The organism is Actinomycetospora sp. (assembly GCF_036497245.1).
Classification (GTDB): domain Bacteria; phylum Actinomycetota; class Actinomycetes; order Mycobacteriales; family Pseudonocardiaceae; genus Actinomycetospora.
In genome coordinates this window covers 17,672-40,962 of record NZ_DASXJS010000210.1, presented here as the reverse complement: position 1 = coordinate 40,962, position 23,291 = coordinate 17,672, and the positions used below count along the sequence as shown (strand labels likewise).

Annotated in this window: 25 protein-coding genes; 12 read left to right on the top strand and 13 right to left on the bottom strand. The window is 74.0% G+C overall.

Annotated features, from left to right (window positions below; all coding sequences use genetic code 11):
* Nucleotides 1–68 precede the first annotated feature (68 nt).
* The gene (locus VGI02_RS22155) at nt 69–347 is read right to left on the bottom strand and encodes a hypothetical protein (protein ID WP_331630916.1); all 279 of its coding nucleotides are present in this window, start codon (nt 345–347) and stop codon (nt 69–71) included.
* Between the two features lie 122 nt (nt 348–469).
* Between VGI02_RS22155 and VGI02_RS22150 the strand changes: the two genes are divergently transcribed.
* Both VGI02_RS22150 and VGI02_RS22145 read left to right on the top strand, forming a co-directional pair.
* Entirely contained in the window at nt 470–970 is a 501-nt protein-coding gene (locus VGI02_RS22150) for an Hsp20/alpha crystallin family protein (protein ID WP_331630914.1), read from the top strand.
* Between the two features lie 216 nt (nt 971–1,186).
* On the top strand, nt 1,187–1,834 hold the full coding sequence (locus VGI02_RS22145) for a DUF4333 domain-containing protein (protein WP_331630912.1): 648 nt from the start codon (nt 1,187–1,189) through the stop codon (nt 1,832–1,834).
* A gap of 35 nt (nt 1,835–1,869) precedes the next feature.
* Here the strand turns inward: VGI02_RS22145 and VGI02_RS22140 are convergent, their stop codons facing one another.
* Nucleotides 1,870–2,493 carry an L-threonylcarbamoyladenylate synthase gene (locus VGI02_RS22140; protein ID WP_331630910.1) on the bottom strand — a complete coding sequence of 208 codons (624 nt, stop codon included), beginning with the start codon at nt 2,491–2,493 and terminating at the stop codon, nt 1,870–1,872.
* Nucleotides 2,494–2,633: 140 nt separating this feature from the next.
* Here VGI02_RS22140 and VGI02_RS22135 point away from each other — a divergent pair, with 140 nt between their 5' ends.
* The 3 genes from VGI02_RS22135 to VGI02_RS22125 all read left to right on the top strand — a co-directional run bounded on the left by VGI02_RS22135 (nt 2,634) and on the right by VGI02_RS22125 (nt 5,183).
* Nucleotides 2,634–3,266 carry a hypothetical protein gene (locus tag VGI02_RS22135; protein ID WP_331630908.1) on the top strand — a complete coding sequence of 211 codons (633 nt, stop codon included), beginning with the start codon at nt 2,634–2,636 and terminating at the stop codon, nt 3,264–3,266.
* A gap of 68 nt (nt 3,267–3,334) precedes the next feature.
* A complete protein-coding gene (locus tag VGI02_RS22130) occupies nt 3,335–4,393 on the top strand; it encodes a magnesium and cobalt transport protein CorA (protein WP_331630906.1) in 1,059 nt (352 codons plus the stop codon).
* A 25-nt stretch (nt 4,394–4,418) separates the two neighbouring features.
* The gene (locus tag VGI02_RS22125; protein WP_331630904.1) at nt 4,419–5,183 is read left to right on the top strand and encodes a putative hydro-lyase; all 765 of its coding nucleotides are present in this window, start codon (nt 4,419–4,421) and stop codon (nt 5,181–5,183) included.
* Nucleotides 5,184–5,231: 48 nt separating this feature from the next.
* On the opposite strand, the gene VGI02_RS22120 is transcribed toward VGI02_RS22125, so the two are convergent.
* On the bottom strand, nt 5,232–6,521 hold the full coding sequence (locus tag VGI02_RS22120) for an aminotransferase family protein (protein WP_331630902.1): 1,290 nt from the start codon (nt 6,519–6,521) through the stop codon (nt 5,232–5,234).
* Between the two features lie 32 nt (nt 6,522–6,553).
* A complete protein-coding gene (locus VGI02_RS22115; protein ID WP_331630900.1) occupies nt 6,554–7,555 on the bottom strand; it encodes a helix-turn-helix transcriptional regulator in 1,002 nt (333 codons plus the stop codon).
* A 171-nt stretch (nt 7,556–7,726) separates the two neighbouring features.
* Between VGI02_RS22115 and VGI02_RS22110 the strand changes: the two genes are divergently transcribed.
* Both VGI02_RS22110 and VGI02_RS22105 read left to right on the top strand, forming a co-directional pair.
* Nucleotides 7,727–8,878, top strand: coding sequence for a lysylphosphatidylglycerol synthase transmembrane domain-containing protein (locus VGI02_RS22110; protein ID WP_331631003.1), 1,152 nt, complete (start codon nt 7,727–7,729; stop codon nt 8,876–8,878).
* A gap of 191 nt (nt 8,879–9,069) precedes the next feature.
* Nucleotides 9,070–9,936, top strand: coding sequence for a hypothetical protein (locus VGI02_RS22105; protein WP_331630898.1), 867 nt, complete (start codon nt 9,070–9,072; stop codon nt 9,934–9,936).
* Between the two features lie 7 nt (nt 9,937–9,943).
* Here VGI02_RS22105 and VGI02_RS22100 read toward each other — a convergent pair whose 3' ends face one another.
* Complete coding sequence (locus VGI02_RS22100; protein WP_331630897.1) at nt 9,944–10,405, bottom strand: group II truncated hemoglobin; 462 nt, start codon at nt 10,403–10,405, stop codon at nt 9,944–9,946.
* Between the two features lie 161 nt (nt 10,406–10,566).
* On the opposite strand from VGI02_RS22100, the gene VGI02_RS22095 reads away from it, so the two are divergent.
* Genes VGI02_RS22095 through VGI02_RS22085 form a run of 3 tightly spaced genes read left to right on the top strand, consistent with a single transcriptional unit; the run spans nt 10,567 to nt 13,573 of the window.
* The gene (locus VGI02_RS22095; RefSeq protein WP_331630896.1) at nt 10,567–11,400 is read left to right on the top strand and encodes a (Fe-S)-binding protein; all 834 of its coding nucleotides are present in this window, start codon (nt 10,567–10,569) and stop codon (nt 11,398–11,400) included.
* Nucleotides 11,401–11,417: 17 nt separating this feature from the next.
* Nucleotides 11,418–12,872 (top strand): lactate utilization protein B, encoded by a 1,455-nt coding sequence (locus VGI02_RS22090; RefSeq protein ID WP_331631001.1) that lies wholly within the window; start codon nt 11,418–11,420, stop codon nt 12,870–12,872.
* Entirely contained in the window at nt 12,872–13,573 is a 702-nt protein-coding gene (locus tag VGI02_RS22085; protein ID WP_331630895.1) for a LutC/YkgG family protein, read from the top strand. The genes VGI02_RS22090 and VGI02_RS22085 overlap by 1 nt, the downstream gene beginning before the upstream one ends.
* 13 nt (nt 13,574–13,586) lie before the next feature.
* On the opposite strand, the gene VGI02_RS22080 is transcribed toward VGI02_RS22085, so the two are convergent.
* Both VGI02_RS22080 and VGI02_RS22075 read right to left on the bottom strand, forming a co-directional pair.
* Nucleotides 13,587–14,621 (bottom strand): LLM class flavin-dependent oxidoreductase, encoded by a 1,035-nt coding sequence (locus tag VGI02_RS22080; protein WP_331630894.1) that lies wholly within the window; start codon nt 14,619–14,621, stop codon nt 13,587–13,589.
* Nucleotides 14,618–15,145, bottom strand: coding sequence for an SRPBCC family protein (locus VGI02_RS22075; protein WP_331630893.1), 528 nt, complete (start codon nt 15,143–15,145; stop codon nt 14,618–14,620). The genes VGI02_RS22080 and VGI02_RS22075 overlap by 4 nt, the downstream gene beginning before the upstream one ends.
* 150 nt (nt 15,146–15,295) lie before the next feature.
* Here VGI02_RS22075 and VGI02_RS22070 point away from each other — a divergent pair, with 150 nt between their 5' ends.
* The gene (locus VGI02_RS22070) at nt 15,296–16,327 is read left to right on the top strand and encodes a 2,5-dihydroxypyridine 5,6-dioxygenase NicX family protein (protein ID WP_331630890.1); all 1,032 of its coding nucleotides are present in this window, start codon (nt 15,296–15,298) and stop codon (nt 16,325–16,327) included.
* Nucleotides 16,324–17,115, top strand: a complete 792-nt coding sequence (locus VGI02_RS22065; RefSeq protein ID WP_331630888.1) for an aspartate racemase/maleate isomerase family protein — start codon at nt 16,324–16,326, stop codon at nt 17,113–17,115. Before VGI02_RS22070 ends, VGI02_RS22065 begins: the two co-directional genes overlap by 4 nt.
* A gap of 49 nt (nt 17,116–17,164) precedes the next feature.
* On the opposite strand, the gene VGI02_RS22060 is transcribed toward VGI02_RS22065, so the two are convergent.
* The 6 genes from VGI02_RS22060 to VGI02_RS22035 form a co-directional block, all read right to left on the bottom strand.
* A complete protein-coding gene (locus VGI02_RS22060) occupies nt 17,165–18,001 on the bottom strand; it encodes an alpha/beta fold hydrolase (protein WP_331630886.1) in 837 nt (278 codons plus the stop codon).
* Nucleotides 17,998–18,663, bottom strand: coding sequence for an isochorismatase family protein (locus VGI02_RS22055; RefSeq protein ID WP_331630884.1), 666 nt, complete (start codon nt 18,661–18,663; stop codon nt 17,998–18,000). Before VGI02_RS22055 ends, VGI02_RS22060 begins: the two co-directional genes overlap by 4 nt.
* The gene (locus VGI02_RS22050) at nt 18,650–19,342 is read right to left on the bottom strand and encodes an SRPBCC family protein (protein ID WP_331630882.1); all 693 of its coding nucleotides are present in this window, start codon (nt 19,340–19,342) and stop codon (nt 18,650–18,652) included. Before VGI02_RS22050 ends, VGI02_RS22055 begins: the two co-directional genes overlap by 14 nt.
* Nucleotides 19,339–19,827 (bottom strand): (2Fe-2S)-binding protein, encoded by a 489-nt coding sequence (locus VGI02_RS22045; protein WP_331630880.1) that lies wholly within the window; start codon nt 19,825–19,827, stop codon nt 19,339–19,341. The genes VGI02_RS22050 and VGI02_RS22045 overlap by 4 nt, the downstream gene beginning before the upstream one ends.
* Entirely contained in the window at nt 19,820–22,180 is a 2,361-nt protein-coding gene (locus VGI02_RS22040; protein ID WP_331630998.1) for a xanthine dehydrogenase family protein molybdopterin-binding subunit, read from the bottom strand. Before VGI02_RS22040 ends, VGI02_RS22045 begins: the two co-directional genes overlap by 8 nt.
* Nucleotides 22,181–22,293: 113 nt before the next feature.
* Entirely contained in the window at nt 22,294–23,217 is a 924-nt protein-coding gene (locus VGI02_RS22035) for an FAD binding domain-containing protein (protein ID WP_331630876.1), read from the bottom strand.
* Nucleotides 23,218–23,291 lie beyond the last annotated feature (74 nt).

Genomic DNA, 23,291 nt, shown 5'->3' with positions numbered 1-23,291 from the left:
GCGCGCGGAGACTGTGGGGCGGCTGAGTGATCGGTGTGCGGTTCGCGACACCGACCCGGGGCAACCGATCAGCCGCCCATGCTCCGGCGGATCTGCTCGAGCCGGTCGCGCGCCGCGGCGTCCCGATCGGCCTCCTGCTGGGCGAGCGTGCGGCCCTCGGGCGTCTCGGCGTCCAGCACGCCCCGGCCCTCGGCGGTCGCGGCCCGGCCCTCGATGCGGTCGCGGACGAAGTCGAACGTCGGGACGCCCTCGGCGGTGTAGTCCGTGCTCACCGGGGCCACGGGGTCTCCGACCACCGGGTCGGTGCGCTCGTCGGGACCCGCCGGATCCGGCTCACTGCTCGTCATATCGGCCAGTGTCCCGGTCGGGGGACGTTCCTGACAGAGCCGGGAATTGAGTCTGCTCGACTCATGTTGTCTGACTTTGAGACCCGCAAGGTCGGGCCACCTTCATCGAGGAGCAACCACTCATGAGCACCGCACTCAGCTTCTGGGGGCCACGGGCCCCGTTCGCCCCGTTCGGGTTCAGCGACCCGTCGGCCCTGCTCCGTCGCCTCTCGGCGCCGAGCCGCGCCACCGAGTCGGCCTGGTACGTCCCGGCCGCCGACGTCGTCCGTGAGGGCGACGACGCCGTCGTCCGTCTCGAGGTCCCCGGCGTCGACATCGCCTCCGACGTCACCGTCGAGGTCGTCGGGCACCGGCTCGTCGTCCGCGGCGAGCGCCGCGACTCCCACACCGGCGAGGGCTTCCGCGAGAGCCGCCGCGGCGCGTTCCGTCGCAGCTTCTCGCTCCCGCAGCACGTCGGTCCGGAGGCCGTCAGCGCCTCCTACGACGCCGGCGTGCTGACGGTGCGGGTCACCGGTGTGCACACCGAGCCGGAGACGCGCCGGATCGAGATCACCGGGGCCACCCCGGCCGCCGCCGAGGGCACCACGCCCGAGGGGGAGACGTCCGGCGAGAACGCCGCCTGATCTCCGAGGACCCTCCGGGCCTCCGACGCCCGCGGGACGCGGCGGGCGGTCCACCCGGGCCGCCGCCGCCCCGCGGGCGTCGTGCTGTCCGCCGTCGTGATCCTCCGCGTCCGGAATGCCGCCGGGCGGCCCGATGTCGGCTCGGTCGGTGCCCCGGAGCGTTCGAGATCGCTACCATCCGCGGGCCGTTCGTCCGCACGATCCGCCGGAGACCGGATGTCCTCGCAGGTCCCGCCGCCCGGTCGCCCGGGACCGGTCCCCCCGCGGCCGATGCCGCCGCGCCCGCCCCGGCCCGGGCCCGGCGTCCCGACCGCCGGACGGGGCTTCCCCGCCCCGCCGCCGCGCCCGCCCGTCCAGTCGGCCTACGGGCCCCCGGGGGCACCCCACGGTCCGGCGAAGCGGACCGATCGGCTCTCGGGGCTCGCGGTCGCCGTCGTGGTGGCCGCCGTGCTCGTGCCGCCGGTCGGCCTGGTCCTCGGGATCGTCGCCCGCCGTCGGATCATCCGGTCCGCGGCGGCCCCGGACGCGCCGGTCCGGCTGACCGGCCGCGCGGCGGCGACCGCCGCGATCCTGCTCGGCATCCTGCTGACCCTCGCCGAGGCGGTCCTCGCCCTCGCGCTGTTCGTCGCCGTCCCCGAGGGCTGGCTGCCCACCTCGGACCTGCCCGCGGCCTCAGTGCAGAGCACCATCGAGAAGACGGTGCCGCTGCCCGCCGGCTCCGTGCGGTGCCCCGGCCCGCTGCCCGCGCAGATCGGGGCGAGCATCACCTGCACCGGCACCCAGAACGGCGCCCCGATTGCGCTGAAGGCCACCGTGAGCACCGTGGACGGGCGTGACGTGCGCTTCGACATCACCCGCGGTTAGACCCACCCGCGGCTGGACCCACCCGCGGCCGGGGCTCACCAGCGCCAGATGCGCTCCTCGCCCGGACCCTGGCGGACGATCTCGGGCTCATCGCCGGAGAGGTCGACGACCGTCGTGGGCTCCTTGCCCTGGTCGCCGGAGTCGAGGACGGCGTCGACCGCGTTCCCGAGCCGGTCGGCGACCTCCCAGCCCTCGGTCGGCGGCTCGGTCTCCCCCGGGAGCAGCAGGGTGCTCGAGAGCAGCGGCTCACCGAGCTCGTCGAGCAGGTCCCGGACGACGGTGTTGTCGGGGATCCGGACGCCGACCGTGCGCTTCTTGGGGTGTGCCAGCCGGCGGGGGACCTCCTGCGAGGCGGGCAGGATGAAGGTGAACGGACCCGGGGTCGCCGCCTTCACCGCACGGAACACCGGGTTGGACACCTCGACGAACTGGCCGAGCTGGGCGAAGTCGCGGCACACGAGCGTGAAATGGTGCCGGTCGTCGAGCTTGCGCAGCGTCTTGATGCGCTCGAGGGCCTCGCGGGCGTCGATGCTGCAGCCCAGGGCGAATCCGGAGTCCGTGGGGTAGACGATCAGGCCGCCCTCGCGCAGCAGCCCCACCACCTGGCCGATCGTGCGGCGCTGGGGGTTGCGGGGGTGCACGTCGTAGTACCGGGCCATCCGGTGAGCCTAGGCACAGCAGGGCTTCGGCGGCACGACGCGGGTGTGGGGGCGGAGGGACCCGGTTACCCCGTTACCGAATCGAGATTTTCGCGGTACGGGAGCGGCAGGCGTCGCACCCGAGAAGCAGGAGGCCGACCATGGGTGCGCACACGGCGCCCGGACATCATCCGGGCCGCACGGCCACGGCGACCGCCGGTGTGGCGGTCGCGCTGGTCACGACGGCGACCGGCGTGCTGACCGGAGGCACCGCGCTCGCCTCGGAGGGCCACGCCGGTTCGGGACACTCCGGGCACTCGCACGATGGTCAGGACTCGCGGTCCGACCACGGTGACTTCCAGGACGCGGCCACCGAGCGGGTGGACGGCGCCCACGGCTTCGCCCAGCAGACCCTCTGCGACGTGCTCGGCGACGTCGACCTCGGCGGTTCCTGCTCGTCGGACGATGGCGGTCGGACGTCGCAGAGCTCGTCCTCCGATGACGGCTCCGACTCCTCCGGCAGCGATTTCTCCGACAGCGATTCCTCCCGCAGCGACTCCTCCGCCAGCGACTCGGACCACGACTCGTCGTCGGGTCTGTTCGGCAGCTCCTTCCCCGGGCAGACGGGCTCGTCGAGCACGCACCAGGCGACACCGGCGCCCGCGCCGAAGCAGGCACCGAAGCCGGCCCCGAAGCCGACCTCGATTGTTCCGAACAAGACGACCGTGCAGCCGATCGCCGGGCAGGCCCCGGCAGCCGGGTCCGCACCGTCCAGTCAGCCGATCGGGGGCTAGCGCCCATGTGAGCGGATTTCGTCGCCGGAGCGGCGGAATCCACTCCCATGCTGGGTACCCGCACAGCCATGAGCGTCGTGGACAACGCGGTCTACCGGTCCGGGCACCGCGAGGCCGAGCCCGACTCCCTCGACCGGACCCTCGGGCTGCTGCGCGACGAGGAGACCCGGGACGGGACGGCCGGGCACACCGGGGGCGATTTCGCGTGGATCGGCCTGCTGCGTCCCGACGATGCCGAGATGGCCCACATCGCCCGGGACTTCGGGCTGCCGACGCTGGCCGTCGAGGACGCGGTCACCGCCCACCAGCGCCCGAAGATCGAGCGGTACGACGACATCGAGTTCGTCGTGCTGCGGCCGGCCTGGTACGTCGACGAGGACGAGGACGTCCAGGTCGGCGAGATCCACCTCTTCCTCGGGTCCGACTTCGTCGTCGCCGTGCGGCACGCCGAGCGTCCCGACCTCGCCGCCGTGCGCACGAGGCTCGAGGCCGATCCCGACCTGCTCGCCATCGGACCGCGCGCGGTGCTCTACGCGATCCTCGACCGCATCGTCGACGACTACGCCCCCGTCATCTCCGAACTGCGCCGCGACATCGACCAGATCGAGACCGAGGTGTTCGGGGGTGACCCCGACGTCTCCCGGCGCATCTACCGGCTCTCCCGCGAGGTCATCGAGTTCCAGCGCGCCACCGACCCGCTCCGCGGGATGATGCGTTCGCTGCTCGACGAGACCGCCGAGGACGAGGTCGATCCCACGCTGATCAACCTGCACCGGAATCTGCGTGACGTCGCCGACCACGTCGAGCAGGCGGTGGAGGCGGCCGACGGGTACCGCCAGCTCCTCGAGCGGCTGCTCACGGTGAACGCCTCACTGGTGGGTCAGCGCCAGAACGAGGAGATGCGCCGGCTCTCCGAGACCAGCCTGGCCCAGGGCGAGGAGGTCAAGCGCATCTCCTCCTGGGCGGCGATCCTGTTCACCCCGTCGCTGATCGGCGCCATCTACGGCATGAACTTCGACGACATGCCCGAGCTGCACTGGACGCTGGGCTATCCCTTCGCGCTCGCGCTCATGCTGCTGGCCTCGGTGGTGCTCTACCTGGTCTTCAAGCGCCGCGGGTGGCTGTAGTGCGCGCACGGGCCGGAGGCATCCCATGACCACCCCCGCCGAGGCCCGGGCGCGCTTCCGGGCCGGTCTCGCGGTCCCCACCGCCGGTTGGTGCCCCGGCCACACGCAGGCCAACCTCGTCGTCGTCCCCCGCGACCTGGCCTACGACATGCTGCTGTTCGCACAGCGCAACCCGAAGCCGTGCCCGGTCCTCGACGTGTCCGAACCCGGGGCGACGAGCACCCCGCTCTTCCCCGGCGACCTGCGCACCGACCTGCCCGCCTACCGCGTGTACGTCGACGGCGACGCGGCGGGCGACGTCACGGACGTCACCGCGCACTGGCGCGACGACCTCGTCGCGTTCCTGATCGGCTGCTCCTTCACCTTCGAGGACGCGCTGATCGCGGCCGGGGTGCCGGTGCGCCACGTCGAGCAGGACCGGAACGTCCCGATGTACCGGACCGACCGGCCCTGCCGTCCGGCCGGGTCGCTCGGCGGCCCGCTGGTCGTCTCGATGCGTCCGGTCCCGGCCGAGCTGGTGGCCACCGCCGTCCGGGTCACCGCCCGGTACCCGGCGGTCCACGGCGCACCGGTGCACGTCGGCGACCCGGCGGCGCTGGGCATCGCCGACCTCGACCGGCCCGACTACGGCGACCCCGTCGAGGTGCGGGCGGGCGAGCTGCCGGTGTTCTGGGCCTGCGGGGTCACGCCGCAGGCGGCGGTGGCCGCGAGCCGCCCGCCACTGGCGATCACCCATGCGCCGGGACACATGGCGATCACCGACGGCCGGGACGCCGACCTGCACGTCTGAGTCACACCCACCCGTCGTCGCACCCACCCGTCGCGGTGCGCCGCCTCGCTACGCGCCCGGCGCGCTCGGGACCGGCGCCTCGGAGGGCAGCGCGTCGAGCCCGGCACGGATGCCCTCGCCGAGCAGGCGGATCTCCTCGCCGGTCACCGTCAGGGGCGGCGACACGGCCACGCCCTTACCGAGGCCCCGCACCAGCACGCCGGCCTCGCGGGCCCCGCGCAGCAGGACGTTCGGGGCGTCGGGCACCGCCGAGAGGACCTCCGGGGTCAGTTCGACCGCGGCCAGCAGCCCGAGGCCCGAGCGGATCCCCGCGACGTACGGGTGGTCGAGCAGCGGCGCCAGGGCCGCCTCCAGCGCGGCCTCCAGCTGCTGTCCCCGCGGGATGAGGTCCTCGCGCTCGTAGATGTCGAGCGTCGCGAGCCCGGCCGCGCAGCAGGTCGGGTGCCCGGAGTAGGTCGGCCCGTGGCGCAGGGTGCGCTCGCCCGGCGTCGTCCACCACGGGCTCGCCACCTCGGGGGACACCATCACACCGCCGAGGGGCAGGTAGCCCGAGGTCACGCCCTTCGCGAACGTGATCAGGTCCGGGCGGACACCGAAGCGCTCGATGCCGAACCACGTGCCGAGCCGGCCGAACGCGCAGATCACGGCGTCGATCACGAGCAGCACGCCGTGGCGGCGGCAGAGCTCCGCCACGCCCTCGACGTAGCCCGGCGGCGGGATGTGCACCCCACCCGCGCCGGTGACCGGCTCCATGACGAACGCCGCGATCCGCTCCGGTCCGATGTCGGCGAAGACCTTCTCCACGCCCTCGAGGTCCTGCGGGGCCACCGTGTTCTCGCCGGCGAGAACACCCCAGCCCTCGCGGTTGGCCGGGATGCCGACGATCGAGGTCCCGTAGCCGTGCGTGCCGTGGTAGCCCGTCTCGCGGGAGACGATGTGCACGCGCTGGTGCTCGCCCCGCGCCTGCCAGTACCCGCGGGCGAGCTTCACGGCCGTGTCGATCGCGTCCGCGCCCCCGGAGCCGAAGAAGACCTTGGCCGGGTCGCCCTCCGAGCCCATCGGGGCGAGCGCGGAGAGGCGGTCGGCGAGCTCGAGGGCTGGGCGGTTCGCGATGTCGGCGAAGCACGAGTACGCCTCGAGCTTCGCCATCTGGGCCGTCGCGGCCTCGACGATCTCGGTGCGGCCGTGGCCGACGTTGGCGTACCAGAGGCTCGCGCAGCCGTCGAGGTAGCGGCGGCCTGCCTCGTCGTACACCCAGACGCCTTCGGCGCGGTCGACGACGAACTCGTGGTCGCGGACGGCGGCCATGTCGGAGAAGGGGTGCCAGAGCGTTCCCATGGAGGTGATTGTGGCCGCTCGCGGGCCGCAGGTCATCCGCCTGGCGTCGAGGAATCCGGGGCCGACGAGTCGGCGCAGGCCGCGAGCCTGGCGGCGAGGGCGTGCACGTGCCCGCGCAGCGCCTCCGGCTCCTCGATCACGAACGGCCGGTCCACCCAGGCCAGCAGCGACGGGACCCAGTCCAGGCGCTCGGCCCGCAGCCGCACACGCACCACCGGCCCGTCCTCGCCGTCGGGGAGCGCGTCCACCGTCGCGATCCCCGCCGGGATACGGGCCCGGACGTGCTCGGCCGTTCCGTGGACCCGCAGCGACACCGCGTGCCTGCGGGGGACCTCGGCGAGCCCGGACAGCACCCGTGCCGCCGGGTCGAACCCCGCGGGCACCCCGAACGAGCCGGGCAGGACGGTGGCGGTGACGATGCGGTCGAGCCGGAACGTGCGGATCTCGCCGCTGGCCGAGTCGGCCCCGGTCACGTACCAGCGTGCGCCGTGGACCACGAGCCCGTACGGGTCCACCGTGCGCTCGGTGGTCGCGCCGTCCCGGCCGGTGTGGCGGACGGCGATCGGCCGGTGCGCCCGGGCGGCCCCGGCCACCGCGAGCAGCACGTCGGTCTCCGGGGCCTCCCCGGTGCGCGTGGGCCCGGTGAAGGCGGCGGTGGCCACGAGGGCGTCGAGCCGCTCACCGAGCGCCGCGGGCAGCACCCGCCGGACCTTCGCCGACGCGCTCGCCACGGCGGCCACCGAGGCGCCGACCAGCCCGGACCGTTGCCCGGCGAGCAGGCCGAGGAGCACGGCCAGCGCCTCCTCGTCGGTGAGCATCAGCGGCGGCATCCGGTAGCCCGGCGCGAGCCGGTAGCCGCCGTAGCGGCCGCGGACCGACCGGACCGGGACGTCGAGGTCGACCAGGTGCTCCACGTAGCGCCGCACGGTGCGCTCGTCCACGCCGAGCAGACCGGCCAGATCGGCCACGGTCCGGGTGCCGCCGGCCTGCAGGACCTCCAGCAGGGCGAGCACGCGGGCGGTGGGTCGGGGCACCCGGTCAGTGTGTCGTCGATACCGGGCGGATGTCGCCCGGTATCGGTGCTCCCGCGCGGGTCACGGCGGGCCCAGGAGCCTCCGATCACCCCGAGATGCGATCTCCGTCGCCACGCCCCGACGTTTCCGGACGTCGATGGATGGAGGACAGTGGAGGTCGTGGCCGTGACGATGCAGGACGTGGTACGCGAGGTGCGCCGGGTCGCCTCGGGCCGCGTCGCGCGCATCGTGGCCGCGACCGTCGTGGTCGCGGCCCTCGCCGTCGGCTGCGTGCTGATCCTCCCGACGATCCACGCCGCGGGCGCCACGCTGGCCGCCGCGGACCCACTCTGGGTGAGCCTCGCGATCGCCTTCGAGGCGGGCTCGATCCTGGCGTTCGCGCTCCTGCACCACCGGCTGCTGCGTGCGGCCGCCGTGCGGATCCGCTTCCGGGCGGTCGTGCTCGTCACCCTGGCCGCGAACGCCCTGCACCTCACCGTGCCCGGCGGCGCCGCCCTCTCCACCGCCTACACCTTCCGCAAGCGTCGCAGCTGGGGCGCCAGCGCTCCGGTCACCACCTGGACGATGGTCACCGGCGGGGTGGCGGCGAGCCTCGCCCTCGCCGGGATTGCGGTGGGCTCGGCGCTCGTCGTCAACGGCCGTGCCACCACGTTCGGGCCGCAGATGCTGCAGCTCGCGGGTGTCGTGGCGCTCGGCGCGCTCATCGTCGTCGTCAGCCGCAGGCCCGGGGTGATCACCGCGGCCGCGACGGCAGGCCTGCGCCTGCTCAACCGCGTGCGCCGCCGCCCCCGGGAGACCGGCGTCGACGAGCTGGTGACCCAGATCGAGGGTCTCGCCCTCATCGAGCTGACGGTGCGCGGCCGGCTGGTCGTCGGCCTGTCCGCGCTGCTGAACTGGCTGCTCGACATCGCCTGCCTCGCGGCGTGCTGCGTCGCGGTCGGGGCGAACGGCATGACGATCTCGCTGGTCCTCGTCGCCTACGCCGCGGCGACGGCCGCGTCCAGCGCGGCCTTCCTGCCCGGCGGGCTTGGTCTCGTCGACGGCGCCCTGCTGGCGGCCCTCGTCGCCGGCGGGGTGCCCTCGAAGCCCGCGCTCGCCGCCGTCCTGCTCTACCGGCTCATCAGCTTCGTCGGGGTCGCCGCCGTCGGCTGGGTCGCGTGGCTGTGGGTGCACACCCGAGGCGGGGTCGACGAGGCCCCCCTCGACGACCGGGACGACCCGACCGACGACGAGATCCACACCATGCCGTTCCCGTCGGCCCGAGCCGAGCCCGGGACCCCGAGGCCCCGCAGGGGCGACCCGGTGCGGCCCCGCTCGGGCTGAGCCGCCTCTCGGGAACCGTCCACTCCGTGGACATCGGCGTGAGCCCGTCACCTAGTCGAGTGGTCTATACGGCCTAGAAGGCTTGTGAGCCGTTCGGAGTATCAGGAACTCCATACAGACGCGCCGTTGTCGGGAGTGGACAGCGTGGGAGCGGCGGGCTCCCACGGAGGACACGACCGACGGGAGCTTGTGTGAGCAGCGGGCTGGCGGATCCGGAGTTCGTTCGTCTCGGCGAGGCGCTGCAGGCGCGGGACGGCCGGCAGGCACGGGTGCGACGGGCGGCGGCGACGATGGCGTGCGCGGTCCCCGCGCTGCGCGATCGCCTGCCGGTGCTGGCGGAGCTCCCCACCCTGGCGGTGAGCTTCTCGCCCACCGCTCTCGGTGACCGCATGGAGGCGAAGTACGGCGGGCACCGGCGCGGGGTCCCGTGCCGGCTCGCGGTCTCGGTGCTGGCGCTGCCCGGCCGGGGCGAGGAGTACCTGCGCGGCCGCTCCCGGCAGGCGGTGCGCACCAACGGCAACCGGGCGATCGAGGCGGGCGTGACCTGTCGTCGCATGGGCCGGGTCGAGGCCGACGTGCGGATCACCGCGGTGCTCCGGGCGCGCGGCGAGGACGGGCTGATCGACTCAGTGCGCGAGGACCTGCACACCGGGCTCGTCCACGCCTGGCTCGCCCGTGACGCCGAGGACGCGACCGAGGTCGTCGCCCTCACCTCCGTCGACGGGGTGTTCGCGCGGCTCGACCTCATGCTCGCGGCGCCGGGCCGGGAGGCGGGTCCCTCGCGGTACCTCCTCTCCGCGCACCTGGTCACCGAGCTCGCGGAGCGCGGGGTGCGCCACCTCGGCGTGGACACCGCCCTGTTCCTCGAGCCCGGCCTGCGCCACTTCCAGCGCCTGCTCGGCTTCGCGCCGATGACGCTGGAACTGGGTCGCGGCCCGCAGCCCGATGACGGCTGCCCGGCGCCGCGCACGTCCCCGGCCTCCGGACCGGTCCCGACGGTGTCCGCGGAGGCGCCCGCGGCCCGGCAGCCCGAGCAGCTTCCCGCACCCGTCGCCTGACCCCGGGTCAGGACGGCTGGTAGGGCGGGGCGATGCCCCATCCCCAGCGCGGGACCGGGGCGTGCTCGACGACCTCGGACCCGCGCTGGGAGTTGTAGAGGGCCAGCCGGGTGCCCCACTCGACGTAGCCGACGAAGGCGGCCCGGAACTCGGGATCGTCGGGCAGGCCCGCGTCGTCGGCGGCCCGGCTCATCGTCTCGGCGAACCGGCGGCGCGCCTCGGCGGTGATGCCGAGATCGCGGTGGTGGGCGAGCATGCGCTCGTACCCGCCGAGGGTGTCGGTGTACCCGGCCGGGCCGCCGAACACCTCGGCCCACCACAGCGTGACGTGCGCGCGGTGCTCCTCGGAGACCCCGCCCGGGAAGAGGGGCGACAGCAGGTCGTCGTGCTCGACCCGGTCGTAGAAGGCGTCGATGAGCCGCCGGAACGCGTCGCGCCCGCCGGCCCACTCGAACAGCGTCGGCGGCATTGCAACACTGTAATCACGGTGGTGCCCCTGAGCCAGGGGCAGACCGGGCCGATGGCGCGGTCGTCCTCCGGCGAGACGGACCGCCCGCAGGCGAGCGCGGAGCGCACCTGCCGGGCAGACTCCACGGCGGAGAGTCGTCGTCGAGGGAGAAGGGGCAGCCGATGCGGATCGCCGTCGTCGCGACCTGCCTCGGGGACGCACTGTTCCCCCGGGCCCCGATCGCCACCGTGGAACTGCTGGAGCGACTGGGACACGAGGTCGTCTTCCCGGCCGACCAGACCTGCTGCGGGCAGATGCACGTCAACACCGGCTACCTGGACGCGGCGCTGCCGGTCGTGCGCCACCACGTCGAGGTGTTCGGCCGCGCCCTCGAGGAGGGTGTCGACGCGGTCGTCGCCCCGTCGGGCTCGTGCGTCGGGTGCGTGCGCCACCAGCACGCGATGGTCGCCCGCCGCGCGGGCGACGAGCGACTGGCGCGGGCCGCGGAGCACGGCGCCGAGCGGACCTACGAGCTCTCCGAACTGCTCGTGGACGTCCTCGGTGTGACCGACGTCGGCGCCTACTACCCGCACCGGGTCACCTACCACCCGACCTGCCACTCGCTGCGGATGCTGCGGGTGGGCGACAAGCCGCTGCGGCTGCTGCGCGCGGTGCGCGGTCTGGACCTGGTGGAACTGCCCGACGCCGAGGTGTGCTGCGGGTTCGGCGGGACGTTCGCGGTGAAGAACGCGGAGACCTCGACGGCGATGCTGGCCGACAAGATGGCCTGCGTGCTCGGCTCGAAGACCGAGGTCGTCACGGCGGGGGACTCGTCGTGCCTGATGCACATCGGCGGCGGTCTCTCCCGGCTGCGCTCCGGGGTGCGCACGGTGCACCTGGCGGAGATCCTGGCCAGTACCGATCGGGGCAACGCCTCGGCGGACGTGGTGCTGGGAGACGCAGCGCAGCGGAGCTCGACCCGGGCGACGGGAGACGCAGCGGGGGTCGGCCCGTGACCGCCGTCCCGCTCGGCATGCCGACGGTCGCGTCGGACCCGCACGGCCACCTGCGCGGCACCGAGTCCTTCCCGGCCGCCGCCCACAAGGCCCTCGCCGACACCCAGCTGCGCCGCAACCTCGGGCACGCCACCCGCACGATTCGCGCGAAGCGGGCGGGCGTGGTGGCCGAGGTCGACGACTGGGAGGAGCTGCGCCGGGCGGGCGAGGCGATCAAGGCCGACACCATGACGCGGCTGCCCGAGCTGCTGGTGGAGCTGGAGTCCCAGGTCGTCGCGCGCGGCGGGGTGGTGCACTGGGCGCGCGACGCCGAGGAGGCCAACCGCATCGTCGTCGACCTCGTCCGGGGCACCGGGGCCGACGAGGTCGTCAAGGTCAAGTCGATGGCCACCCAGGAGACCGGGTTGAACGAGGCGCTCGAGGGCGCCGGGATCGCCGCACTGGAGACCGACCTCGCCGAGCTGATCGTGCAGCTCTCGCACGACCGGCCCTCCCACTTCCTCGTCCCGGCGATCCACCGCAACCGCGCCGAGATCCGTGAGATCTTCCTGCGGGAGATGCCGGACGTGGACCCGACGCTGTCCGACGATCCCCGCAGGCTCGCGATGGCCGCGCGGGCGCACCTGCGCCGGAAGTTCCTCGCGGCGAAGGTCGGGATCTCGGGGGTCAACTTCGCCGTCGCCGACTCCGGGACGATCTCGGTGGTCGAGTCGGAGGGCAACGGGCGGATGTGCCTGACGCTGCCCGAGACGCTGATCACCGTCATGGGCGTGGAGAAGCTCGTCCCGACGTGGGCCGACCTCGAGGTGTTCCTGCAGCTGCTGCCGCGCTCGTCGACGGGCGAGCGGATGAACCCGTACACCTCCACGTGGAGCGGGGTGACCCCGGGCGACGGACCGCAGGCCTTCCACCTGGTGCTGCTCGACAACGGCCGCTCGCACGTGCTCGCCTCGCCCGACGGACGCCAGGCGCTGCACTGCATCCGTTGCTCGGCGTGCCTGAACGTCTGCCCGGTCTACGAGCGCACCGGCGGGCACGCGTACGGCTCGGTCTACCCGGGCCCGATCGGGGCCGTGCTCTCCCCGCAGATGACCGGCATCAACGGTCCCGACGACGTCAACGCCTCGCTGCCGTACGCCTCGTCGCTCTGTGGGGCGTGCTTCGACGCGTGCCCGGTGCGCATCGACATCCCGTACCTGCTCGTGCAGCAGCGCGCCGCCGCCGTCGCCTCCCACACCCGGCCCACCGGGCTGGACGTCGCGATGCAGGCCGCGGCGATCACCATGACGACCCCGGGCCGGTTCCGGCTCGCCGAGAAGGCCCTCGGGGTGGGGCGGGTCCTGGCCGGGCGGAAGGGCCGGATCACGTCCCTGCCGTGGCCGTTGGCGGGCTGGACGAACGCCCGCGACCTGCCCGCGCCGCCCGTGGAGACCTTCCGGCAGTGGTGGACGCGGACGCACGGGGACACGTGATGGACGCCCGTGAGCCGGGAGACGCAGCGCAGCGGAGCTCGACCCGTGAGCTGGTCCTCGCCCGCCTGCGCTCGGCCCGGGACGCCGGGGCCCCGTCGTCGCCGGTCGTGGTGCCGCGGAACTACCGGCCCGCCGGGCGGTACGCGCCCGGCGGCGAGCAGGCCGTGGCCCGGCTCGACGAGACCCTGACCGACTACCGTGCGACCGTCGTGCGGGTGGCCGCCGAGGCGGACGTCCCCACGGCCGTGGCGGCGTTCCTCGAGGCCGCCACCGGGATCGTCGTGCCCCCCGGCCTCCCGGACGCCTGGCTCGCGGCCTTTTCCGGCGAGGTCCACCGGGACTCACCGCCGCTGTCGGTCGACGCGCTCGACCACCTCGACGCCGTCGTCACCGGCGCCGCGGTCGCCGTCGCCGACACCGGCACGTTCGTCCTGGACTCCGGTTCCCCGGACCAGGGACGGCGGGTGATCACGCTGGTGCCCGACCACCACGTCTGCGTGATCCGGGCCGCCGACGTCGTCTGCTCGGTCCCCGAGGCCATCGCGCGGCTCGATCCGTCCCGCCCGCTCACGTTCGTCTCCGGGCCGTCGGCGACCAGCGACATCGAGCTCGACCGCGTCGAGGGCGTCCACGGGCCGCGCCGGCTGGATGTGGTGTTAGTAGGTGCGCTCCGCGCTGTTGAGCACTCCATGCGGGTATAGGGGCGCTTTCTGCTCACGAGGCGTCAGCCACCAGGGAGATCGCGCGGCCGAGCGTGGTGAGGCGCTCGTCGAGGTTCTCGCCTGCGGGGTAGAGCCGGACCGTGTCGACCCCGGCATCTCGCCACACCGCCAGCCGGGCGCGCACCATCTCCTCGGTGCCGAGCAGCGTCGTGGCCAGCACCATCTCGTCCGGGACGAGTGCCGCGGCGCCGTCGCGGTCGCCCGCCTGCCAGCGCTCGCGGGCCGCGTCGGCGATCTCCGACCAGCCCTGCCGGGCGTACGCGTCGTGGTAGAAGTTCGTGCTCGCGGTGCCCATCCCGCCCAGGGAGAACGCCAGTCCCCGCCGTCGCGCCGCCACCATGGAGGCCAGCTCAGCCTCGTCCTGCGCGAAGGCGACCTCGGCGCCCTGGCAGACGGTCAGGTCGGCCCGGGACCGCCCGGAGCGCGCGAGCCCGGCGTCGAGGTGGTCGAAGTAGGCCGACGCACCCTCGGGCACGAAGCTGGTCCCGAGCCAGCCGTCGGCCACCTCCCCGGTGAGCTCCAGCATCCGCGGGGACAGCGAGGCCACGTAGATCGGCAGGTCGGGGTTGGCGGGCATCGACAGGCGCATCGGCCGTCCCTCGCCGCCGGGGAGCGGGATGGACACCGTGGTCCCGGAGTAGGCGATCTTCTCGCCGGCGAACGCCTGGCGGACGACCTCGATCGTCTCGCGCATCCGGGTCAGCGGCCGCGCGAACGGCACCCCGTGCAGCCCCTCGATCACTCCGGGCCCGGACGAGCCCAGCCCGAGCGCGAACCGGCCGCCGGACAGGGCGTCGAGGGTGAGGGCGGCCTGCGCGACGGCGACCGGGGTACGCGTGCCGACCTGGACGATGCCCGAGCCGAGCCGGATGCGCTCGGTGCGCGCGGCGAGGAAGCCGAGCACCGAGGGCGCGTCGGAGCCCCAGGCCTCGGCGACCCAGCACTCGTCGAGCCCGAGGCGCTCGGCCTCGACGACGAAGTCGACGGTTGCCGGATCCGAGCCCTCGACGGTCGTTGCGGTCCTCACGGAACAGCGCCCTCAGAGGAGGACTCGGCGGCGGTGCGGATCGCGGCGAGCGTCGCCGTCATCGAGGCCTCGAACTCGCGCAGCCGGACGAAGACGATCTTCTGTTCCTTGTCCGGCATACGGTCGATGGCGTGGCTGAGCCCCGAGCGCCCGGGCCCGAGCCGGACGTGCTGCCGGACCCGTGTCCCGCCGTCGTCGCCCTCGAGCCGGAACGACCACCGGGCCGCGGGGCCGCCCTCGCCGTCGACCTCCCACGCGAACTCCGCGGGCGGCTCGCACGTCACCACGGTCGCCGTCGCCGACCACTCGCCCAGCGACGGGTGGCTGTTGTGCCCGACGAAGCGGGCTCCGGCGCACGGTCCGGTCGCGCCGTCCGTCCAGTCAACGGCCTGCAGTTCCCCGCTGGTGGCCGGCATCGCCCCGACGTCGCTGACGAGGGGCCACACCCGCTCCGGAGGGGCGGCCATCCAGGTCTCGACCTCGACCTCGGGCTGGTCGGCGTAGCGGGCGCCGGTCCACTCCATCGTGGGCTCCTCGGGTCCGGGGACGTCCGGGCCACCCTAGAGAGCCTGGGTTGTGACGCGCCACCCAGCCCGGCGCGGGCATGACGATTCCGTCGCGGGCCTTGCGTGCTCGGATAGTACGTGCTCGGATCATATGTGGAGGTGGTCGAGATGGACCAGAACCTGTTCAACGACATCTGCCTGCGGCAGCTGACGCTGTCCGGCGTCCACGAGGGCGAGACCGTGGCGGTGCTGACCCGGGGCGCCGAGCGCGGCGAGTACGCCGACGCGTTCCTGTGGGCCGCGCAGCAGCTCGGCGCCGCGGCGTACCACCTGCGGCTGCCCCCGCCGACGAGCGCGTCGGGCGCCTGGGCGGTCGGCGACTCCGGGCTCGGGCGGATCCCGCTCGCGGTCGAGGCGCTCCAGGCCGTCGACATGCTCGTCGACTGCACGTTCCTGCTGTTCAGCCCCGAACAGTTCGCGATCCAGGACGCGGGCACCCGCATCCTCACCGCGGTCGAGCCGCCGGAGCTGCTCGCACGCCTGATGCCGACCACCGAGCTGCGCGAGCGCGTCGAGATCGGTGCCGAGCTGCTGGCGAAGGCCTCGACGATGCGGATCACCAGTCCGGGCGGCACGGATGTGACCTACCGGCTCGGCGTCTACCCGACGATGAGCGAGTACGGCTACACCGACACCCCCGGTCGCTGGGACCACTGGCCGGCCGCGTTCGTGTTCTCCGGCGGCGCCGACGACGGTGTGGACGGCCGGATCGTGCTCTCGCCCGGCGACGTGCTGCTGCCGTTCAACACCTACGTGCAGACCCCGGTCACCCTGACGATCGAGCAGGGATTCATCCGCGACATCCGAGGCTCGCTCGACGCCGATCTGTTGAGCTCCTACATCCAGAGCTTCGACGACCCGCGCGGCTACGGCATGTCCCACGTCGGCTGGGGCCTCGACGAGCGCGCGCACTGGCACGGCCTCACCCAGTTCCCCGGCGGGATGGGCATGGAGCTCCGCAGCTTCTACGGCAACGTCATGTTCTCGATCGGCCCGAACAACGAGCTCGGCGGCCCGAACGACACCCCCTGCCACTTCGACATCCCGATGCGCGGGAACTCCCTGCACCTCGACGACGAGCTGATCGTCGACAAGGGCGAGCTGACCGTCCCCGAGATGCGTCCCGCCGCGAAGCGATGACCGACCACCACAGCCGGACGCATCACGTGGGGATGATCGTCCCGAGCTCCAACCTGACCATGGAGACCGAGCTCCCGCGCATGCTCGTCGCGCGGGAGCAGGCCCGTCCCGACGACCGGTTCGTCTTCCACGCCGCGCGGGCGCGAATGCAGCACGTGACGCCCGAGCAGCTGCGGGCCATGAACGACCAGGCGGTACGGGCCGCGGCCGAGCTGGCCGACGCGCGCCCGGACGTCGTCGCGACCGCCTGCCTCGTCGCGATCATGGCGCAGGGCCCTGGTTTCCACTGCACCGCCGAGGACGACATCACCCGCGCCCTGCGGGCGGAGGGCTCCACGGCGCCCGTGGTGTCGAGCGCGGGAGCCCTGATCTCCGGGATCGAGGCGCTCGGCGCGCGGCGGGTCGCGATCGTGACCCCGTACATGAAGCCCCTGACGGCGGCCGTCGTCGCCTACCTGACCGACGCCGGCATCGAGGTCGTCGACTCGCTGTCCCTGGAGGTGCCGGACAACCTCGCCGTTGCCCGGCTCGACCCCTCCGACCTGCGTCGACACCACCGCCGACTCGACCTGAGCGGGGCCGACGCCCTCGTGCTGTCGGCCTGTGTGCAGATGCCGTCGCTGCCGTCGATCGAGGCAGTGCAGGACGAGGTCGGCATCCCGGTGCTGTCCGCGGCCACCGCGACGACGTTCCGCATCCTCGGCGAGCTGGGTCTGGAGCCCTGGGTCCCCGGCGCGGGTCACCTGCTCTCCGGGAAGGTCCCGGCTCCGGCGGTCGCCCCGGCCTGAATCCCTCCGCGCGGCGGGTGCCCGGCAAGCCCCCGTCGTCGGGGGAGGGTCAGAGCACGGCGGCGAGGGCGTCGCGGGCCGCGGCGAGCCCGGCGGCCGGGTCGTCCCAGAACACCATGTGCCCCGTGCCGGGAACCTCGACGAGCGTCGCCTTCGGGTTGGCGGCCGCGGCCTCCCGTGCCCCGTCGGCGGTGACGACCGGACTGTCGCCGCCGTGGATCAGCACGGTCGGCGCCGGGACCCCGGGCCAGACGTCGAAGAAGTCCTCGGTCTCGAACCCGGTGTGCGTCGCCGCGATCGCCGCCTCCGAGCACGACGCGAGCCAGCGCGCCCGGAGCTCCTGCTCCCGGCGCGGCCAGCGGGGCCAGGACTGGGCGACCTCGTCGGCGTCCGTGCCCCGCTGCGCCTCGGCGAGCTGGCCGAGGAACGCGGCGAGCGTGGTCGGGTACGGGCCCCGTCCGGGACCACTCATCGGGGGGTCGACCAACACGGTTCCCCGCACCGGGACCTCGTTCCGGGCGGCCACCGCCGCCGCGATCCGCGCGCCCATCGAGTGCCCGAACAGGATCGGCCCGTCGAGATCGAGCGCCCGGACGACGGCCTCGACGTCCGTCGCGTAGGTGGTGAGGTCGTAGTCGTCGCCCTCGTCCGAGAAGCCGCGCCCGCGCACGTCCAGCACGAGCGGGCGGACGCCGTCGAGCCCGCGGGCGACGAAGTCCATCGCGATCGCGGGGCTGGTGATCCCGGGGACGACGAGCACGGGCACGGCGTCACCCGGCCCGTAGTCGAGGACGTGCAGGCGCACGCCCTGCCCGGTCGTGACCCAGCGGCTCGTCGCCGGGACGTCGGCGAGGTCGGCCACGGCGGCCTGGGTGAGGGTCCTCATCGCGAGCTCCCGGAGAGGTAGGCGAGGGCGTCGTCGAGATCGATGACGTCGCCGTACTTGGCGGCCACGTCGAACAGCGCGGCGTCGTGCGGGCCCTTCGCACGGTCGCCGCAGGCGTCGGCGACGACGAGGGTGTCGAAGCCCGACTGCACGGCGTCGACGGCGGTCGCCCGCACGCAGCCGGAGGTGGTCGCGCCGCAGACGACGGCGGTCGTCGTCGCGAGACCGCCGAGCAGCGTCGCCAGGACGGAGCCGTGGAACGCCGAGGCCCCCTTCTTCACGACGAGGTGATCGTCGTCGCGGCGGTCCAGGCGCGGGTCGAGGGCGACCGCGTCGCTGCCGTCGCGCAGCGCGCGCATCCCGGGAGCCTTGCGCAGCCACGCGATCGCCTCGCCGTCGGCCTCCGCGGGGGTGTAGCTGATGACCGTCCAGACCACCGGGGTACCGGAGGCGCGGGCCGCCGCGACGAGGCGGTTCGTCGCCTCGACCTCGGCGGTCAGGTCCGATCCCGAGGGGAACCCGGGCTCGGTGAACCCCCGGGTCAGGTCGACGACGACGAGGGCCGGGCGCGGCCCGCGGGGGACGGCGGCGCCGAAGCCCGCGCGGTCGTAGAGGGCGTCGGCGTCGGCGCCGTGGAGTCCTCCGTGCTCAGCGGCGGGCATGGCGCAGCTCCTCGATCAGCTCGTTCTTGCCCCGCAGGCGGCCGAGCAGCCAGCCCTGCGCGAAGGCGATCCCGGCGGCGGCGACGAGCGCGGCGTACCGGCCGGCGTTCGGCGGGAGCAGCATCGCGAGTCCGTCGAGCGGCTCGCCGCCGGCCGGAGTCGGCTCGGTCGACGATGTGGACCTCCTGACACTGGACGTCAGCGACGCCGCATCGCTGACATCCGGGGCGGCGGCCGGGCCCTCCAGCTGCGCCGCGAGGTTGCGGGCGAACTGGTCGAGCAGGCGATTCGACACGGTGGTGATCGCGCCCTTGCCGAACTGCGCGATCTTCCCGCGGACGACGAGGTCGGTGCGCAGGTCGAGGGCCGACCCGCCACCGGACGGCGCGACCGTGAGCACCACGTCGGCCTCCGCGTCGCCCGCCCCGTGCGCGTCGGTGGCCCGGGCCGAGAGCCGCAGCGTGCGCTCGTCGGGCAGCACCTCGGTGAACCGCAGCTTTCCGGCATAGGCGGCCTTGACCGGGCCGACCTTCACCGTCACGCGCCCCAGGTACGCGTCGTCCTCGCGGCCGTCGAGCGTTGCGCCCGGCAGACAGCCCGCCACCCGCTCGACGTCGTTGATCAGCGCGAACACGGCGTCGGGGTCGGCCGGGACGTCGAGGTGGTTGTCCAGGATCACGGGGTCGCCTCCTTCCGGGCGGCCGCGGTGGCGCAGACGGCGTCGACGATCGTCTGGTAGCCGGTGCAGCGGCAGAGGTTGGCCGAGAGGGCCTCGCGGAGCTCCTCGCGGTCGGCGCCGGGACTCTCGGTCAGCACCCCCTCGGCGAGCATGAGGAAGCCGGGCGTGCAGAACCCGCACTGCAGGCCGTGGTGGTCGGAGAACGCCTGTTGCAGGTCGGACAACGTGCCGTCGGCCGAGGCCAGCGACTCCACGGTCCGCACCTCGGAGCCCTCGGCCTGCACCGCGAACATCAGGCACGCCCGGGCGGGCAGGCCGTTGACGAGCACGGTGCACGCGCCGCACACCCCGTGCTCGCAGCCGACGTGGGTGCCGGTCAGGCGGAGGTCCCCCCGCAGCACGTCGGACAGCGTCCGGCGCGGCTCGACGACGACCTCGTGCTCGGTGCCGTTGACGGTCAGGGACAGCAGGTGGGGGTCAGACATCGGAGCCCTCCAGCGCGGCCAGCACGGTCTGGGGATGGATCGGGGTGGCGTCGAGCTCGACGCCCGTCGAGCGCAGCGCGTCGTTGACGGCGTTCAGCACGGCCGCGGGGGCGCCGATCGTCCCGCCCTCTCCGGCGCCCTTCGCGCCGTTCGCGGTGAACGCGCAGGGGGTCTCGAGGTGGCGGATCGAGACGTCCGGGATCTCGGTGGCGGTGGGGACGAGGTAGTCGATGAAGGACGCCGCCGACGGCTCGCCGTTCTCCGCGTAGGTGACCTCCTCGAACAGCGCGCCCGCGATGCCCTGCGCGATCCCGCCGCGGCACTGGCCGTCGACGACCTGCGGGTGGATCACCACCCCGCAGTCCTCGACGCACACGTAGCGCAGGATCCGCACCGCCCCGGTGCCGCGGTCGGCCTCGACGACGACGGCGTGGGTGGCATTGGAGAATGTCCCGTCCCCCGGGACGTCGAAGCTCGCCGTCGCCGACAGCGTGGGCTCGACGTCCTTGGGGAGCAGGTGCGCGCGCAGGTAGGCGACGTCGGCGATGTCGGTGAAGTCCATCCGGCGCGACGGGTCGTCGAGCTGGACCACCCCGCCGTCGCCGTCGAGCGCGACGTTCTCCGGCCGGGTCTCGAGCAGGTGCGCCGCGATCCGGCACAACAGCTCGCCGAGCCGCTCGGAGGCCAGCGCCACCGCCGACCCGCCGATCGTCACCGACCGCGACGCGAACGTGCCCCACCCGTAGGCGATCCGTTCGGTGTCGCCCTGGCGCAGCTTCACGGCTTCGACGTCGATCCCGAGCCGGTCGGCGACGATCTGCGCGAACGTCGTCTCGTGCGACTGCCCGTGGTTCATCGTCCCGCTGGTGACGACCACGGAGCCGGTGGTGTCCATCCGGATCTCGGAGACGTCGAAGCCGGGGACCACGGTCATCCTGCGCTTCGCGAACGCCTCCGAGCCGTAGCCGGTGCGCTCGGAGAAGCAGCAGTAGCCGATGCCGACCGCGCGACCGTCCGCCGCGGCCTCGTCGCGCACCCGCTCCCAGCCCTCCTCGCGGATCGTCGCCTCGGCGAGGTCGAGCGACTCGCGGTAGGTCCCCGGGTCGTAGGTGACGTCGTTGATCCCGAGGTAGGGGAACTCGGTGATCACGTTGCGGCGGCGGAGCTCGACGGGGTCGAACCCCAGCTCGCGGGCGGCCTTCTCCATCACCCGCTCGATCGCCGTGACGTACTGCGGCCGGCTGACCCCGCGGTACGGGGCGCTCGGCGCCTTGTTCGTCGTCAGCGCACGGCCCCGCACGCGGTAGGCGGGGACCCGGTACACGCTCGGCATCTCCGCCGACGCCATCAGCGGCTCGATGCCCGCGGTGAAGGGGTAGCAGGAGTAGGCGCCCATGTCGCAGACGACGTCGACGTCGAGCGCGGTGATGCGCCCGTCGGCGTCGAAGGCCGCCCGGGTGCGGTAGCGCTGCTCGCGGGCGAGGAACCCGGCGGTGAGCGCCTCGCGCCGGTCCTCGATCCACTTCACCGGCCGGTCCAGGCGCTTCGCCGCGGCGGCCACCGCGATCTCCTCCCGGCCCACCACGCACTTCTGCCCGAACCCGCCGCCCATGTCGGGCACCGTCACCCGCACCGTGCGCTCCGGGATTCCCAGCGAGCGGGCGAGCACCGTCCGCACCTGGTGGGGGACCTGGCTGCACGTCTGTACGAGCAGTTGGTCGTCCCGGGCGTCCCACGAGGCGACGACGCCGCGGGTCTCCAGCGGCAGCGCGTTCTGGCGCGCGGAGCGCGTGACGACCTCGACCGTGCACCCGGCGGCGGCGAACGCCTCGTCGACCCCGGGCGTGTCGAACATCGAGACGTCGAGCAGGACGTTGTCGGGGGCCTCCTCGTGCACCGCGACCCCCGCGGCGCCCTCGCCGCCGAGGACCGCGGCGAAGGCTTCGTAGGACACGCGTGCGGCCTCGATCCCGTCCTCGACGACGTAGGGGTCGTTCCCGAGGACCAGCCCGATGGGCTCCCCGACGAACCGCACCTTGTCGGGTCCCCCGTCGCTCCGCCCGCTCCGGCGCCTACCGGCGAGGATCGGCATCGCGGTGGGGGTGAACTCGGCGGCCGGCCGGTCGAGGAGCGCGACGATGTCCCCGAGATCGAGATCGGCCGCGTCGTAGGCGGCGACGACGCCGGGGGTCGCTCGGGTGGCGGCGAGGTCGAGTTCGCTGACCAGTCCGTGCGCGACGGTCGAGCGCACGAACCCGGCGTGCAGCATCCCCGGCAGCACGATGTCGTCGACGAAACGACCCCGGCCGCCGAGCAGGCGTGGGTCCTCCCGGCGTGGCACCGACGCCCCCACCCAGCGACCGGCCCGGTCGTCGAACCGGGGCCCCTGGTTGCCGGTCCCGGCGGGGGCGTGCCCACGCTCGGGCCGATCGGGATCGGTGTCGGCCGGGACGGTGGTGGAACGGGTCACGAGGCGACCCCCTGCTCCCGGTCCGTGCCCCGGCGCGCTCCATCGCCCGTCTGCTCCCAGGCCTGCCGCAGCCCGTCGGCGACCAGGTGGCGGGTGAGCCGGCGGCGGTAGCCGGCGGTGGCGGCGGCGTCCGCGGGTGGGTCGACCGCGGCGGCCGCGGCGTCGGCGACCGCACCGAACAGCTCGCGCCCCGGCACGCCGCCCGCCGCGAGCACCGCCTCGGCCTCGGGCACCCGGACCGGCGCCGGCGCGACGCCGCCCACCACCACCCGCCCGCTCCGCACCTCGTCCTCGTGCAGATCCAGCGACACCGCGGCGTCGACGATCGCGAAGTCGCCATAGCGCCGGGCGAACTCGGTGAGCGCGGCGTGCGGGGCGGGCCGGGTGAACCGGATCGCGACGACGACCTCCTCGGGCTCCACCGCGGTGGCGTAGAAGCCGTGGAACATCTCGGCGGCCGGGATCTCGCGGGGGCCCGCGGGTCCCTCGGTCAGGATCAACCCGTCGAGCAGCAGCGCGAGCAGGCACCACTCGGCGGTGGCGTCGCCGTGCACCAGGCTCCCGGCGACCGTGCCACGGCTGCGGATCGGTAGGTGACCCACCCAGCGCATCGCGCGGGCGAGTACTGCGAAACCGGGGTCGAGGACCGCGGTCTCCACGGCGTGGTGGGTGACGAGCGCGCCGATCCGCAGCGCCCCGGCGTCGTCGGCACCCAGGGCGGTCATCGCCGGCAGGCGGCGCAGCGGCCCGACGTCGACGAGGGCACCCGGCCGGGCGAGCCGGAAGCTCATCATCGGCATCAGGCTCTGCCCGCCTGCGAGGATCTTGGGGTCGTCCCCGGCGGCCTCGAGGTCGGCGAGCAGGCCGACCGCGTCCGCGACGTCGTGCGCCCGGTGGTAGCTGAACGCGGCGGGTTTCACGGCTCACGCCTCCTCGGCGGTGTCGGGCCCGGTGCGGGTCGACGGCGGTGTCGAGCGAGGGGCCCCTTCGCTCG

Excerpts from the sequence above, each read along its gene's own strand:
- VGI02_RS22140 (WP_331630910.1), bottom strand. The coding sequence starts at position 2,493 with ATGGCCCGGTACTACGACGTGCACCCCCGCAACCCCCAGCGCCGCACG.
- VGI02_RS22075 (WP_331630893.1), bottom strand. The coding sequence starts at position 15,145 with ATGGAGTGGACCGGCGCCCGCTACGCCGACCAGCCCGAGGTCGAGGTC.
- VGI02_RS22135 (WP_331630908.1), top strand. The coding sequence starts at position 2,634 with ATGGGTGCGCACACGGCGCCCGGACATCATCCGGGCCGCACGGCCACG.
- VGI02_RS22145 (WP_331630912.1), top strand. The coding sequence starts at position 1,187 with ATGTCCTCGCAGGTCCCGCCGCCCGGTCGCCCGGGACCGGTCCCCCCG.
- VGI02_RS22155 (WP_331630916.1), bottom strand. The coding sequence starts at position 347 with ATGACGAGCAGTGAGCCGGATCCGGCGGGTCCCGACGAGCGCACCGAC.
- VGI02_RS22095 (WP_331630896.1), top strand. The coding sequence starts at position 10,567 with ATGCGGATCGCCGTCGTCGCGACCTGCCTCGGGGACGCACTGTTCCCC.
- VGI02_RS22060 (WP_331630886.1), bottom strand. The coding sequence starts at position 18,001 with ATGAGGACCCTCACCCAGGCCGCCGTGGCCGACCTCGCCGACGTCCCG.
- VGI02_RS22090 (WP_331631001.1), top strand. The coding sequence starts at position 11,418 with ATGCCGACGGTCGCGTCGGACCCGCACGGCCACCTGCGCGGCACCGAG.
- VGI02_RS22120 (WP_331630902.1), bottom strand. The coding sequence starts at position 6,521 with ATGGGAACGCTCTGGCACCCCTTCTCCGACATGGCCGCCGTCCGCGAC.
- VGI02_RS22130 (WP_331630906.1), top strand. The coding sequence starts at position 3,335 with ATGAGCGTCGTGGACAACGCGGTCTACCGGTCCGGGCACCGCGAGGCC.
- VGI02_RS22055 (WP_331630884.1), bottom strand. The coding sequence starts at position 18,663 with ATGCCCGCCGCTGAGCACGGAGGACTCCACGGCGCCGACGCCGACGCC.
- VGI02_RS22045 (WP_331630880.1), bottom strand. The coding sequence starts at position 19,827 with ATGTCTGACCCCCACCTGCTGTCCCTGACCGTCAACGGCACCGAGCAC.
- VGI02_RS22110 (WP_331631003.1), top strand. The coding sequence starts at position 7,727 with ATGCAGGACGTGGTACGCGAGGTGCGCCGGGTCGCCTCGGGCCGCGTC.
- VGI02_RS22150 (WP_331630914.1), top strand. The coding sequence starts at position 470 with ATGAGCACCGCACTCAGCTTCTGGGGGCCACGGGCCCCGTTCGCCCCG.
- VGI02_RS22085 (WP_331630895.1), top strand. The coding sequence starts at position 12,872 with ATGGACGCCCGTGAGCCGGGAGACGCAGCGCAGCGGAGCTCGACCCGT.
- VGI02_RS22100 (WP_331630897.1), bottom strand. The coding sequence starts at position 10,405 with ATGCCGCCGACGCTGTTCGAGTGGGCCGGCGGGCGCGACGCGTTCCGG.
- VGI02_RS22125 (WP_331630904.1), top strand. The coding sequence starts at position 4,419 with ATGACCACCCCCGCCGAGGCCCGGGCGCGCTTCCGGGCCGGTCTCGCG.
- VGI02_RS22065 (WP_331630888.1), top strand. The coding sequence starts at position 16,324 with ATGACCGACCACCACAGCCGGACGCATCACGTGGGGATGATCGTCCCG.
- VGI02_RS22070 (WP_331630890.1), top strand. The coding sequence starts at position 15,296 with ATGGACCAGAACCTGTTCAACGACATCTGCCTGCGGCAGCTGACGCTG.